This is a genomic window from Bradyrhizobium iriomotense (assembly GCF_018130765.1).
In the GTDB taxonomy this organism is placed as follows: Bacteria; Pseudomonadota; Alphaproteobacteria; order Rhizobiales; family Xanthobacteraceae; genus Bradyrhizobium; species Bradyrhizobium iriomotense_A.
Genome location: NZ_JAFCJZ010000018.1, coordinates 35,906 through 49,639, shown reverse-complemented (window position 1 = coordinate 49,639; position 13,734 = coordinate 35,906). Strand labels below are relative to the sequence as shown.

Below are 13,734 nucleotides of genomic sequence, written 5' to 3'. Positions count from 1 at the left end.
CGGCATGACCATGATCCCAAAACCGTCAGACCGCAGCGCGCTCGAGCAGGAGCAGTTCCTCAAGATCCTCTCGCGCGAGGAAGCTTTGGCGCGCTTCGAGGCGGCCTTGTTCCCGCGTGCGCTTCCGATCGAGATGCGCCAGCTCGTGGCTGCGCTCGGTGCGGCACTCGCCGAGGACATCACTGCGCCGATCGACGTTCCTCCGTTCGACCGTTCGAACGTCGACGGTTTTGCCGTCCGTTCGGCGGATCTCGCTGCCGCGGGTGAAGGCGCGCCCGTTCGGCTCACGTTGAACGCCGAGATCATCCACTGCGGCACCGCGCCGAGGATGCAGGTCGCCGCGGGCACCGCCACACCGATCGCCACCGGCGGCCCGCTGCCGCGCGGCGCCGACGCCGTCGTCATGGTCGAGCACACCCAGCCGGCCGGCCTAGATGCGATCGACGTCCGCCGTGCCGTCTCGCCCGGGCAGTTCGTGTCGTACGCCGGCTCCGACATCGCGCGCGGCGAGGCGCTGCTGCGCGCCGGCACCATCATCGGATCGCGCGAGATCGGCATGCTGGCGGCCTGCGGCATTGCCAAGGTGACCGTCGCGCGCAAGCTGCGCGTCGCAGTCATCTCCACCGGCGACGAACTGGTCCAGCCCGGCGAGGCGCTCGCCCCAGCCGAAATCTACGACACCAACGGCGCGATCGTCGCGGCCGCGATCGACGAGAACGGCGGCGAGGCGATCTTCCTCGGCGCCGTCCCCGACGATGAAGCCCAGCTCGAAGCTGCGATGCGGCGTGCACTTGAAGACGCCGACATGCTGGTGCTGTCGGGCGGCACCTCGAAAGGCGCGGGCGATCTGTCCCATCGCATCATCGGCCGGCTCGGTCAGCCCGGTATCATCGCGCATGGCGTTGCGCTCAAGCCCGGCAAGCCGCTGTGTCTTGCGGTGTGTGACGGCAAGCCGGTGGTGATCTTGCCGGGCTTTCCGACCTCGGCGATGTTCACCTTCCACGACATGATCGTGCCGGTGCTGCGCAGGATGGCCGGTCTGCCGCCGCGCTCCGATGCCAAGGTCGGCGCGACCGTGCCGGTCCGCATCGCCTCCGAGCTTGGCCGTACCGAATTCGTTATGGTCTCGCTGGTCGAAGGCAAGGATGGCCACCTGATCGCCTATCCCTCCGGCAAGGGCTCCGGCGCGATCACGTCCTTCGCACAGGCGGACGGATTCCTGCGCATCGATGCGCTCGCCGACCAGATGCCGGCCGGGACCGAAACCGAGGTGACGCTGTTCACGCCGCATGTGCGGGTGCCCGATCTCGTCATCGTCGGCAGCCATTGTACCGGCCTCGATCTCGTCACCGCGCAGCTCGCGCATGCCGGCCTCGCCGTGCGCTCGATCGCGGTCGGCAGCATCGGCGGCCTTGCGGCGGCCAAGCGCGGCGAATGCGATCTCGCGCCGATCCATCTGTTCGACGACAAGAGCGAGACCTACAACACACCCTATCTCGTCGAGGGGCTCGAGCTCGTGCCCGGCTGGCGGCGGATGCAGGGCATCGTCTTCCGCAAGGGCGACACGCGCTTCGAGGGCCTGGGCGCGAAGGAGGCCGTGGCCGCCGCGCTCGCCGACTCCGCCTGCATCATGGTCAACCGCAACCAGGGTGCGGGCACGCGCATCCTGATCGACCGGCTGCTCGGCGGTGCGCGGCCCGAGGGCTACTGGAACCAGCCGCGCTCGCACAACGCCGTGGCCGCGGCCGTCGCGCAGCATCGCGCCGATTGGGGCATGACCATTGCGCCGGTCGCCCATGCGGCCGGCCTCGGTTTCATTCCGCTCGCGGAAGAGCATTATGATTTTGCCTTGGTGACGGCGCGCAAAGACCGACCGGCGGTGCAGGCCTTTCTGGATGCACTGGGCTCGGACGAGGCGCGTGCGGCACTGGAGCGGGCGGGCTTCCGGCCGGCCTAGAGGCACGACGACGCGGCGTTCAAGCTGCGCGACGGACAGGGTGGGGGACGCGATGGCAAGGCCGCTTTTGGTTGCGATCGTCGGTGCCGGCATGGGCGGGCTTGCGACTGCTGCGGCGCTGAGACGTGTCGGCATCGACGTGATGGTCTACGAGCAGGCTTCGCAATTTGCCCGCATCGGTGCCGGCATCCAGATCGGCTGCAACGCCATGAAGGTGTTGCGCGCGCTTGGCCTGGAAGAGCGCATGCGCAGCCAGTCCTTCTATCCACGTTCCTGGAACAATCGCGATTGGCGCAGCGGCGACGTCAAGTTCGACATGATCTTCGGCGAGAGCGCGGAAGAGAAGTTCGGCGCGCCCTACCTGCTCGCCCATCGCGGCGATCTGCATGCGGCGCTGGCGAGCGTGGTGCCGCGTGAAGTCGTGCGGCTCAGCCACAAGCTGGTCGGTCTGGATGACACCGGCGATGGCATCCGGCTGACCTTTGCCGATGGCACCAGCGCCGTTGCCGACGCCGTGGTCGGCGCAGACGGCGTGCATTCGACGGCGCGCGACATCCTGTTCGACACCGCACCGGCGAGGTTCACCGGTCGCATCGCCTATCGCACCACCTATCCGGCCGCTCTGCTCGGCGGCGAGAGGATCGACGACTGCACGAAGTGGTGGGGCGAGGACCGCCACATCGTCATCTATTACGTCAAGCCGGATCGCAGCGAGGTTTATCTCGTCACCAGCCAGCCCGAGCCGGATTTCCGCATCGAGTCATGGTCGGCGAAGGGCGATGTGCGCGATCTGCGCGCTTCGTTTGAAGGCTTTCATCCCCAGGTCGGTCGGGTGCTCGCGGCGTGCCCCGACGTGCACAAATGGGCGATCATGGATCGCGAGGCGCTCGATCGCTGGGCCGACGGCAAGGTGACGCTGCTCGGGGATGCCTGCCATCCCATGACGCCCTACATGGCGCAGGGCGCGGCCATGGCGATCGAGGATGCCGCCGTGCTGTCGCGCTGTCTCGATGGCGTCGACCGTGACGGCGTTGCCGACGCATTCAGCCGCTTCGAGGCGACGCGGAAAGGACGGACCACACGGGTTCAGGAGACATCGCGCGCCAACGTCTGGCTGAAGGAGCGGACCGATACGAGCTGGGTCTACGGCTACGACGCCTGGTCGGTGCCGCTGGCGGCCTGATTGCGTTTGCGCTCACGTTCCTCGGCTTCGGCCAGCGCACGCTGCGCGGCGGGTGGCAGCGGCTTCGGGTCCGGCGGGACCTCGACGATATCAGGCTTGCTCAGCCGCTTCGTGTTGTCGATCGTGGCGGAGAGATCGAACGCGAAATCGACGACTGCGAAAAAGGCACTGAGGAGCGAGTCGGCCATGGTTGATCCGGGGGCATGCGTCCCGCTCAGTGGTCGCAGTCCTTCCCGGTCCGGTTCAATATCCCTGTGAACTCGGAGGGCTGCCGCCGCGACCAAGGCATGCCATGACCGCATCAAGACCCCTCAATTTCCGCAAGATCGCGGCCCTCGTCGCGGCTGCCGGGACGCTGTTCTGGCTCTATACCTTCTATTTCATCGCCCATGTTCCGCCGGGCGACGGCACCGGCTTTCAATGGCTCGCGGTATTCCCGCTCGGCATGATCTTCGGATTGTTCTTCCTGCCGGCCTGGCTGCTGGTCGCCATCGGGCGCCTGCCGCGATTGACCACAGCCGTCGGTCTCTGCGGCCTGATCGCCTTCGCTATCATCTGGGCGCAGCTCCTCAACGAGTTTCCCAAATCGTAAGTTCGCTAGGATGCGTCATCCAGCGCGGCCAGCCGCTCCGCTTCGGCGATGTCCTCGACCGTGTTGGCGTTGAAGAACGGATCGAGTGGCTCGGCCGGCCAGGTCACCGTTGCGAGCGGATAGCGCGCAGTCCAGCGGTCGATCTTGCGGAGATCCTCGACGACCAGCGCGTGACGCAGCTCGTCGCGCAGGGCAACACGCCATAGCCCGATCACCGGATGCGACTGATCGCCGGATGCCGCGACCGCGAGCTGCGCATTCTCTCGGCTCCGCGCTTCGTGCAGGCGTGCGACCAGATCGCGCGGCAGGAACGGGCAGTCGCCGGCGGCGCTGAGCACCCATGCGATGTCAGGCCGGTTCGCGGCGGTCCAGTCGAGCGCGGCGAGGATGCCGGCGAGCGGGCCGGGAAAGCCGGGCACGTCGTCGGCGACGACCTCCAGGCCGAAGGCTGCGAAACGCGCGGGATCGCCGTTCGCGTTGAGGATCAGCCCGCTGCATTGGGGCGAAAGGCGCGCGATCACGCGCTCCAGAATGGTGCGGCCGCCGATGGTGCGCATCGGCTTGTCGCCACCGCCCATGCGCCGCGCGAGGCCACCGGCGAGCAGCACGCCTTGCGTCAGCGGAATGTCAGTCGTCACCACCTTCACCCTTGCGTTTGTGCTTCGCCGACTCCTCCTCGACGTAAGCGAGGTTCTGGTCGTAGACGATGCGCTCCTCGCCCGCGAGCACAATGAAGCGCTTTCCGCGCGTGCGGCCGACCAGCGTCAGCCCGACCTGTCGTGCAAGATCGACGCCCCAGGCGGTGAAGCCGGAGCGCGACACCAGGATCGGAATGCCCATCCGCACGGTCTTGATCACCATCTCCGAGGTGAGGCGTCCCGTGGTGTAGAGGATCTTGTCGCTAGGGTCGACGCCGTGGCGGTACATCCAGCCGGCGATCTTGTCGACGGCATTGTGCCGGCCGACGTCTTCGGTGTAGCAGAGCGGCGTGCCCTCCTTGCACAGCACGCAGCCATGGATCGCGCCGGCCTCGAGGTACAGCGAGGGCATGGTGTTGATGGTCTGCGTCATCTGGTAGAGCCAGGAGGTGCGCAGCTCCGCTTTCGGCAGTGCGACGCTTTCGACCGCCTCCAGCAGGTCCCCGAAGGCTGTGCCCTGCGCGCAGCCCGAGGTCTGCGTGCGCTTCTTCAGCTTGGCCTCGAAATTGGTGTGGTGCTCGGTGCGCACGACGACCACCTGAAGGTCGTCGTCGTATTCGACCTCGGTGACCACGTCATTATATTTCAGCATGTTCTGGTTCAGCAGGTAGCCGAGCGCCAGATATTCCGGATAGTCGCCGATCGTCATCATGGTGACGATCTCCTGCGAGTTCAGGTAGAGCGTCAGCGGCCGCTCCATCGGGACCTTGATCTCGACCCTGGCGCCGGTCTGGTCGGTGCCGGTCACGCTCTGGGTCAGGCGCGGGTCGTCCGGGTTGGGGACGATCAGGGGCACCGGGGCTTTGTCGATCTTCATCATGGCTGCGAGGTTAGCATGACATTCCGCTCAAGCCGATATAAGCATGGCGGGGAATGGGTGAAATGCCTCCGTTCGTCATTGCGAGCGCAGCGAAGCAATCCAGAACTATATCCTCGGTGGCAGTCTGGATTGCTTCGTCGCTACGCTCCTCGCAATGACGGGGAGAGGCTGGTGGTTCCATCGGCTGGCGAGCCGTTGGTGGAGATCGAACGGTTATGAAAGTCATCGGCCTTGCAGGCTGGAGTGGTGCGGGAAAGACCACGCTGTTGACGCGGCTGATCCCGCATTTCAACGCGCAGGGCCTGCGCGTCTCCGTCATCAAGCATGCGCATCATCAGTTCGACGTCGACGTGCCCGGCAAGGATTCCTGGCGCCACCGCGAGGCCGGCGCGGCCGAGGTGCTGGTGGCTTCGTCAAATCGATGGGCCTTGATGCATGAATTGCGCGGCGCGGCGGAGCCGCGGCTGCCGGAATTATTGAGCAAGCTCTCCGCCGTCGATCTCGTCGTTGTCGAGGGGTTCAAGCGTGAGCCGCATCGCAAGATCGAGGTGCATCGCGCAGCCAATGGCAAGCCGCTGCTGTTTCCGGACGACCCCGGAATTGCCGGGATCGCGACCGACGCGGCGGTTGAAACCCGGCTGCCGACCGTCCATCTCGATGATATCCCCGCTGTGGCCGCGCTGCTGCTCCGTGCGGCAATGCCGGTCGAGGAAGCGGTGGCAAGAAGCGCCGCGATACGCTGACGAGGCACCATGGCGCAACTGTCGGACGATTGCTTTGCCTTCGGCGGACCGATGATGTCGGTCGACGAGGCCGTTGGCCTGATCACCACGCGCGTCAACGCGATCGCCGATCTGGAAACCGTGGCGCTCGTCGATGCCGACGGGCGCGTGCTGGCGCGCGATATCGCGGCGCCCCTGCCGCTGCCGCCGTTCACCAACTCCGCGGTCGACGGTTACGCCGTGCGCAACGCGGACCTTCCGCAAGCTGCGGAGCAGGCATTCCCGCTCGACGGCCGCATCCAGGCCGGCGGTCTTGCGCAGGCAGCGATCAAGCCTGGCCACACCGCACGCATCTTCACGGGTGCGCCGATGCCACCGGACGCCGAAACCGTCTTCATGCAGGAGGATGTCCGCATCGATGCGTCAGGCCGGATCGTGCTGCCGCCGGGGCTGAAGCCGGGCGCGAATGTCCGTCCTGCCGGCGAGGACATTCCCAAGGGACACGTTGCGCTGCGCGCCGGCCAGCGCTTGCGACCACAGCATGTCGCGCTTGCCGCGGCGTTCGGCCTTGTCAGGCTTGACGTCGTCAGGCGCCTCCGCGTCGCGGTGTTCTCGACCGGCGACGAGCTGGCTTCGCCCGGCGCGCCGCGCGAGGCCTCGCAGCTGTTCGATTCCAATCGCTTCATGCTGATGGCAATGCTGCGCCGGCTCGGCTGCGAGGTCAGCGATCTCGGCATCTTGCGCGACGAGCGAACATCGCTTGCGAGCGGCCTGAAGCAGGTGGCAGGCGCGCATGATCTGATTCTCACCACCGGTGGTGTCTCGACCGGCGAGGAGGATCACGTCAAGGCGGCGGTCGAGAGTGCCGGCTCGCTCGTGCTGTGGCGGATGGCGATCAAGCCGGGCCGTCCCGTGGCGATGGGCATCATCGGCGGCACGCCGCTGATCGGCCTGCCCGGCAACCCGGTCGCGAGCTTCGTCACCTTCGTCCATGTGGTGCGGCCGACGGTGCTGGCGCTGGCGGGTGCCCTCCCGGAGCCGATCGTTCCGATCCCCGTCCGTGCCGCCTTCACCTACAGGAAGAAGGAAGGCCGGCGCGAATATGTCCGCGCGTTCCTGCGCAAGGGGCAGGACGGTGCGCTCGAGGTAACCAAGTTTCCGCGCGAGGGTGCGGGGCTCCTGTCATCGCTGGTCGAGACCGACGGCCTGGTCGAGCTCGGTGAAGCCGTCACGGGCGTCGAGCCTGGGCAGAGCGTCGGCTTCCTGCCCTATGCCGGCCTGATCTGATGCCCCACGCGTTGACGCCGCCGGCCCGCCCCGCCATGTTGCCGCGATGACCAGGACGACACTCGATCTCACCGGGCTGAAATGCCCGCTACCGGCCCTCAAGACCCGCAAGGCGCTCAAGCCGCTCAAGGCAGGGGACCAGCTCGAGGTCCACTGCACCGATCCCCTCTCGGTGATCGACATCCCCAACCTGATCCGCGAGACCGGCGACAAGGTCGAGATCACCGAGCGCAACGAGGCGCGCATCGTGTTCCTGGTCGAAAAGAGCGACGGCCCGTAGAAAGGCGAATGTTCACCGCCGCAACGCTTGACTATGGTGCTCCCACGGGGAACGGCCGGAGCTTCGCTGCAGTGCGAAAAGGCGCCGGTTGTTGCGGTGGATGATCTCAAACCTAAGACGTCGGCATGGATCTCTCAACATCGAAGGCAATCGCAGCCGCAGGTTCCGCGGCGGTCCGCGAGCCTGCCGTCAAGCTCGGCAAGACGGCCACGGGTCCCGAGTTCAGCGCACTGGCGCAGGCCTCCATCCTGATCGTCGACGACGAGCCGGGCATGCGCAATTTCCTGATGCGTACGCTTGCGCCGCGCTGCAAGCTGGTGGACGAGGCGGCCGACACCGATCAGGCCTCGCGCAAGCTCGATTCCAACCGCTACGACGTCGTCATTCTCGATAACATCATGCCGGGCAAGAATGGCGTCGATTGGCTCGCAGAGCAGCGCGCTGTCGGCTTTTTCGCCGACGCGATCCTGATCACCGCCTATGCCGACCTCGACACCGCGATCCAGGCTCTGCGCGCTGGCGCGGCCGATTTCGTGCTCAAGCCGTTCCGCTCCAACCAGATCCTCAACGCGGTGGCGCGATGCCTCGACCGCGTCCGCCTCCAGCGCGAAAACTATGTGCTGCGCTACGCTTTGCGCGCCTCGTCCGACCGCACCTTCCTGCGCGACAACCTGATCGGACAGTCGGCGCCGACGCTGCGCGTACGTGAGACCATCGCACGCGTCGCGCGCCTGCCGACCTCGGTTCTCCTTACCGGCGAATCCGGCACCGGCAAGGAAGTGGCAGCGCGCTCGATCCACTCGCTGTCCGACCGCGCCGACAAGCCCTTCGTGCCCGTGAATTGCGCGGCGATCCCGCCCGAGATGATCGAGGCCGAGCTGTTCGGACACATCAAGGGCGCCTTTACCGGCGCCGATTCCGGGCGCGAAGGCCTGTTCCTGTATGCGCATGGCGGCACGCTGTTCCTCGACGAGATTGGCGATCTGCCGCTGCCGATGCAGAGCAAGCTGCTCCGTGTTCTCGAGGACCGCCGCGTCCGTCCCGTCGGCTCCGAGCGCGAGGTTCCGGTCGACCTGCGTTTCATCTTCGCAACCAATGCCGAGCTTCAGAAAGAGGTCGAGAAGGGCCGCTTTCGAGCCGATCTGTTCTACCGCCTCAATGTGATGCAGATCCACCTGCCGCTCCTGAGGGACCGCGGCGACGACGTGCAGGAGCTCGCCGCCATCTTCATGAGCAAGCTGTCGACTCAGCTCGGCATGCCGCCGGTCCCGATCGACGCTTCGGTGCGCGCGGCGCTCGCAAGTTATGACTGGCCGGGCAATGTGCGCGAGCTGCGCAATTTGATCGAGCGCACGCTGATTCTCGGCGCTTTCCCTGGCGACTTCGCCGGTCCCCGCAACGACGGCCAGTCCGCGCCCGCCGACAGTCTCGCGGAGCTCGAGCGCCGTCACATCCTCGGTGTGCTGAAAGAGGTCAATGGCAATCGCGAGGAGGCGGCGCGGCGGCTCGGTATCTCGCGCAAGACCATCGACCGCAAATGCGCGTTGTGGGATGTCTGATGCGGCCGGCCGCAGCGAGGAACCCGTGCGGGGACGCTCCGTGCGCTTCCGGCTGCTCGCGATCGCGCTGTTGCCGATGCTGGTCATCCTGCCGCTCTTGCTCGGCGTCGCGATCTATCGCTGGAACGCAAAATTCGACGCGACCTTGATCTCCAAGGTGAACGGCGATCTCACCATCGCCCACCAATATCTCGCCCGCATCCTCGAAAAGACCGGCGTCCAGCTCCGAGCGCTGAGCTTGTCGGCCCGCTTCCATGAGGTGCTGGCGCCGGATGCGCGCGGCTCCCTGCGCGATCTGCTCGACGAGAGCCGCAAGGAAATCGGTCTCGACTTCCTGTATCTGACCAACGGCCGCGGCGACATCCTGGCCTCATCGCCGCCGTTGCAGCATCGACCGAGAAATGACTGGCCGATCATCATGTCGGCGCTGTCGGGTCAGGTTCCGGCGACCGGCATCGACATTTTCGGCAATGACGAGCTCGCCGCGATCTCGCCGACCCTGGCTGAGCGCGCGCGCCTCGACCTCGTGCCGACGCCGAACGCGGTGCCGACCGACCGCAGCACCGAGACGCGCGGCATGGTCGTGCATGCGGCGAGCCGCGCGATGCTGCCTGACGGCGGCGCCGCGGCGCTGGTCGGCGGCACGCTGCTCAACCAGAATCTCGAATTCATCGACACGATCAACGACCTCGTCTATCGCGCGGCGAGCCTGCCGGAGGGCAGCCAGGGCACCGCGACGCTGTTCCTGGAGGACGTGCGGATCTCGACCAACGTCCGTCTGTTCGAAGGACGGCGCGCGCTCGGCACGCGCGTCTCGGCGGCGGTACGCTCGGCCGTGCTGGGCGAAGGACGCACCTGGCTCGACAGCGCCTTTGTGGTCAATGACTGGTACATCTCCGCCTACGAGCCGCTGGTCGACAGTTATGGCAAGCGCGTCGGCATGCTCTATGTCGGCTTTCTGGAAAAGCCTTTCAGCGAAGCCAAATACCAGACGCTGGTGATCATCATCGTGGCGTTCATCGCGATCACCGCCGCGACCGTACCGATCTTTCTGCGCTGGGCGAGCTCGATCTTCATGCCGCTGGAGCGCGTTACCGCGACGATTACCGAGGTGGAGCGGGGGAACCTCTCCGCCCGCACTAGGATGCCTGCCTCGGGTGACGAGATCGGCCGCGTCGCGGTTAATCTCGACAGCTTGCTCGACCAGATCCAGGAACGCGACCGGCAGCTCCGGGAATGGAACGAGGAACTGAACGTCCGCGTGCGGGAGCGGACCCGGGATCTCGAGCACGCCAATCTCAAGCTCGAGACAACCACCAAGCAGCTCATCATGTCGGAGAAGCTGGCTGCGATCGGCGAGATCACCGCGGGCGTCGCACACGAGATCAACAACCCGATCGCGGTGATGCAGGGCAATCTCGACGTCATCCGCAGTGTGTTCGGGGCCGATGCCGACAAGGCGAAGGTCGAGTTCCGCCTGCTCGACGAGCAGATTCACCGCATCAGCCAGATCGTGACCAAGCTGTTGCAGTTTGCAAGGCCGGAGGAATATGCCGGCTATGTCGAGCGCCATGCGCCGGCAAGCATCATTTCGGACTGTCTGCCGCTGGTGCAGCATCTCCTGAACAAGACCGAGATCGCCGTCATCAGGGACGACCGCGCCAGCCGGTTGGTGCTGATGAACCGCAACGAGCTGCAGCAGGTACTGGTCAATCTGATCGTCAACGCGATCCACGCCATGCCGGATGGCGGAACCCTGACGCTCCGCGCCTTCGATGCCGAGCGCGACGGCCATCAAGGCGTCGCCATCGAGGTCGCCGACACCGGCATCGGCATGAGCACTGAGGTGATCGAAAAGATCTTCGATCCCTTCTACACGACGAAACGGCGGCAAGGCACTGGGCTCGGCCTCTCCATCAGCCAGACGCTGATCAAGCGGCAGGGCGGACAGATCACGGCGGAGAGCCGCGTCGGGTCCGGAAGTACATTCACGGTGTGGCTGCCCGAGGCGGCTTGATTGGACATTTTGTCCGGGGATTTCAGGACATTTTGTCCAACGCGGCACATTGCGCTGCGGGAAGTCATTGATTCGTCATGGCGCGATATCTGGCACGCGCGTTGCTCATCCCAAGACAGGGTGTTGAGGGGGATGAGGGCGCGATAGCCGTCACTGCAACGCTGCTTGCGAGGCGAAGGGACATCACCCGCGATCAGCTGCTTGCTCGGCGCACACGACGAGATGCGCACCAGACGATTCCACTTCGGCATGAAGTTCGACCGGTCATGCGCGGCTGCCAAGCACGCGTGCGACCGGTCTCAAACCGATGCGCCGGCAAGGCCACGCTTTGGAGGTAATGCTTATGACAACTGCCGATACCGTTCTTGCACCTGTTGGTGCCTCCGGCTTTCTCGATCGCGAGCGCACGATCGCGACCGCCGGCTTCAATCGCTGGCTGGTGCCGCCGGCGGCGCTGTGCATCCATCTCTGCATCGGCATGGCCTATGGCTTCTCGGTGTTCTGGTTGCCGCTGTCGCGCGCGATCGGGTTGAACGCGCCGAAGGCGTGCCCCGACATCTCGCTGTTCCAGGAGTTGTTCTCCACCACCTGCGACTGGAAAGTCGCGAGTCTGGGCTGGATGTACACGCTGTTCTTCGTGCTGCTCGGCGTTTCCGCCGCGATCTGGGGCGGCTGGCTCGAGCGGGTCGGTCCGCGCAAGGCCGGCTTCGTTGCCGCGTTGTGCTGGTGCGGCGGCTTGTTTCTCGGCGCGATCGGCATCTACACCCACCAACTCTGGTTGATGTGGCTGGGCTCGGGCGTGATCGGCGGCGTCGGTCTCGGCCTCGGCTACATCTCGCCGGTGTCGACGCTGGTGAAATGGTTCCCGGATCGCCGCGGCATGGCGACCGGCATGGCCATCATGGGCTTCGGCGGCGGCGCCATGATCGGCGCGCCGCTGGCGAACCTGCTGATGAACTACTTCAAGACCCCGACCTCGGTCGGCGTCTGGGAGACCTTCGTCGCGATGGGCGTCATCTACTTCGTGTTCATGATGATCGGCGCATTCCGCTATCGCTTGCCGCCGCCCGGCTGGCAGCCCGAGGGCTGGACCCCGCCGGTCAAGGCCAACGCGATGATCTCGAAGAACAACGTCCATCTCAACGACGCGCACAAGACCCCGCAGTTCTGGCTGATCTGGTGGGTGCTCTGCCTGAACGTGTCGGCGGGTATCGGCGTGATCGGCATGGCCTCGCCGATGCTGCAGGAGATCTTCGCCGGCAAGCTGATCGGCCTGCCGGACGTCGGTTTCAACGCGCTCGATGCCGGGCAGAAGGCGCAGATCGCGGCGATCGCCGCGGGCTTTGCCGGATTGCTGTCGCTGTTCAACATCGGCGGCCGTTTCTTCTGGGCGTCGCTGTCTGACAAGATCGGGCGCAAGAACACCTACTACACCTTCTTCATCCTCGGCATCGTGCTCTACGCACTGGCGCCGACCTTCGCGGCGATGGGATCGAAGCTTCTGTTCGTGGTCGGCTTCGGCATCATCCTGTCGATGTATGGCGGCGGCTTCGCCACCGTGCCGGCCTATCTCGCCGACATGTTCGGAACCCAGTTCGTCGGCGCCATCCATGGCCGGCTGCTGACGGCGTGGTCGACGGCCGGCATCATCGGTCCGGTCGTTGTGAACTACATCCGCGAGTTCCAGCTTGCAGCCGGCGTGCCGCGAGACCAGCTCTACAACACCACCATGTACATCCTCTGTGCGATGCTGATCGCAGGCCTGATCTGCAACTACCTGATCAAGCCGGTCGATTCGAAGTGGCACATGAAGGAGGCCGACGTCGCCAAGTTGCAGGCGGCGAGCGCCAGCGCCGCCGCTGCGGGGCCGCACGGCTCCTACGGCATCGGGTTCGGCGGGCTCGACGCCAAGGCGGCGCTGTTCTGGGCCTTCGTTGGCGTTCCCCTGCTCTGGGGTGTCTGGAAGACGCTGGAGAGCGCGGTCAAGATATTCTGATCGCCTATTCATCGCGAACGGGAGCGCACCATGCGTGCGCTCCCGCCGCTCGTTTCGCTTGTTTCAAAATTACCCCTGGGGGAATTCGATGGTTCGTAAACTCGTTTGTGCCGCCGCCGTGCTGCTCGTCGCCGGCGCCCTGCAATCCGCATCCGCACAGACCGCCGCGGCGCCGGCCGCAACGCCGCCCGCCGCGACCGAGGCCAAGCCCGGCAAGATCAAGCTGACCGTGCAGAAGCTCAAGGACATGAAGGCCAAGTGGAGCGCCAACAAGCCGAAGCTCAAGGAGTGCCGCAAGGACGTGAAGGCCAAGGGCCTCGCGGGCGACGATCGCTGGTTCTATATCGAGGAGTGCATGGGCAAGAGCTGACCCATCAGCATCGGGGCATGGAGGGTCAGCTATAGCCTCGGAGTGGGAGCTCGATACGATTTCGCTATCGCAGCATAGGAAGCCTTTATTGATCTCCAGACCAATTCAGGCTTCGTTCTATCAGTTGGCGCGTTGGGCGAACGCAAGGTCGTGTCCGGGCAGCGATCCAGGGTTGCCCTTGGGCCGCGCTTAACTGCTTCCGTGAGCATGATAATTTGCTTGGCATCTGGCATGCCAGAAGCTAAAACTGGAG

Annotated in this window: 13 protein-coding genes; 10 read left to right on the top strand and 3 right to left on the bottom strand. The window is 65.6% G+C overall.

The features are described from left to right. Positions 1 to 4 precede the first annotated feature (4 nt). Both JQ635_RS27145 and JQ635_RS27140 read left to right on the top strand, forming a co-directional pair. Positions 5 to 1,957: a molybdopterin biosynthesis protein gene (locus tag JQ635_RS27145; RefSeq protein WP_211412847.1), complete on the top strand. Its 1,953-nt coding sequence runs from the start codon at positions 5 to 7 to the stop codon at positions 1,955 to 1,957. A gap of 52 nt (positions 1,958 to 2,009) precedes the next feature. Further along, positions 2,010 to 3,140 carry an FAD-dependent monooxygenase gene (locus tag JQ635_RS27140; protein ID WP_211412846.1) on the top strand — a complete coding sequence of 377 codons (1,131 nt, stop codon included), beginning with the start codon at positions 2,010 to 2,012 and terminating at the stop codon, positions 3,138 to 3,140. Here JQ635_RS27140 and JQ635_RS27135 read toward each other — a convergent pair. Continuing rightward, entirely contained in the window at positions 3,107 to 3,328 is a 222-nt protein-coding gene (locus JQ635_RS27135; RefSeq protein ID WP_211412845.1) for a hypothetical protein, read from the bottom strand. The two genes, JQ635_RS27140 and JQ635_RS27135, sit on opposite strands and share 34 nt — an antisense overlap. A 104-nt stretch (positions 3,329 to 3,432) precedes the next feature. On the opposite strand from JQ635_RS27135, the gene JQ635_RS27130 reads away from it, so the two are divergent. Beyond that, positions 3,433 to 3,732, top strand: a complete 300-nt coding sequence (locus JQ635_RS27130; RefSeq protein WP_211412844.1) for a hypothetical protein — start codon at positions 3,433 to 3,435, stop codon at positions 3,730 to 3,732. A gap of 5 nt (positions 3,733 to 3,737) precedes the next feature. Here JQ635_RS27130 and mobA read toward each other — a convergent pair whose 3' ends face one another. Then, positions 3,738 to 4,379: a molybdenum cofactor guanylyltransferase MobA gene (gene mobA / locus JQ635_RS27125; RefSeq protein WP_211412843.1), complete on the bottom strand. Its 642-nt coding sequence runs from the start codon at positions 4,377 to 4,379 to the stop codon at positions 3,738 to 3,740. Continuing rightward, positions 4,360 to 5,250, bottom strand: a complete 891-nt coding sequence (fdhD, locus tag JQ635_RS27120; RefSeq protein WP_211412842.1) for a formate dehydrogenase accessory sulfurtransferase FdhD — start codon at positions 5,248 to 5,250, stop codon at positions 4,360 to 4,362. Before fdhD ends, mobA begins: the two co-directional genes overlap by 20 nt. A gap of 215 nt (positions 5,251 to 5,465) precedes the next feature. On the opposite strand from fdhD, the gene mobB reads away from it, so the two are divergent. From mobB to JQ635_RS27085, 7 genes are all read left to right on the top strand, one after another. Continuing rightward, complete coding sequence (gene mobB, locus JQ635_RS27115) at positions 5,466 to 5,993, top strand: molybdopterin-guanine dinucleotide biosynthesis protein B (RefSeq protein WP_211412841.1); 528 nt, start codon at positions 5,466 to 5,468, stop codon at positions 5,991 to 5,993. Between the two features lie 9 nt (positions 5,994 to 6,002). After that, on the top strand, positions 6,003 to 7,259 hold the full coding sequence (locus JQ635_RS27110; RefSeq protein WP_211412840.1) for a molybdopterin molybdotransferase MoeA: 1,257 nt from the start codon (positions 6,003 to 6,005) through the stop codon (positions 7,257 to 7,259). Between the two features lie 46 nt (positions 7,260 to 7,305). Beyond that, the gene (locus JQ635_RS27105; RefSeq protein WP_018643991.1) at positions 7,306 to 7,539 is read left to right on the top strand and encodes a sulfurtransferase TusA family protein; all 234 of its coding nucleotides are present in this window, start codon (positions 7,306 to 7,308) and stop codon (positions 7,537 to 7,539) included. 125 nt (positions 7,540 to 7,664) lie between these two features. Further along, positions 7,665 to 9,098 (top strand): sigma-54-dependent transcriptional regulator, encoded by a 1,434-nt coding sequence (locus JQ635_RS27100; protein ID WP_211412839.1) that lies wholly within the window; start codon positions 7,665 to 7,667, stop codon positions 9,096 to 9,098. Beyond that, a complete protein-coding gene (locus JQ635_RS27095; protein WP_211412838.1) occupies positions 9,091 to 11,115 on the top strand; it encodes a sensor histidine kinase in 2,025 nt (674 codons plus the stop codon). Before JQ635_RS27100 ends, JQ635_RS27095 begins: the two co-directional genes overlap by 8 nt. 343 nt (positions 11,116 to 11,458) lie before the next feature. Next, a complete protein-coding gene (locus JQ635_RS27090) occupies positions 11,459 to 13,111 on the top strand; it encodes an OFA family MFS transporter (RefSeq protein ID WP_211412837.1) in 1,653 nt (550 codons plus the stop codon). An 88-nt stretch (positions 13,112 to 13,199) separates the two neighbouring features. Beyond that, positions 13,200 to 13,481 carry a hypothetical protein gene (locus tag JQ635_RS27085; RefSeq protein ID WP_211412836.1) on the top strand — a complete coding sequence of 94 codons (282 nt, stop codon included), beginning with the start codon at positions 13,200 to 13,202 and terminating at the stop codon, positions 13,479 to 13,481. Positions 13,482 to 13,734 lie beyond the last annotated feature (253 nt).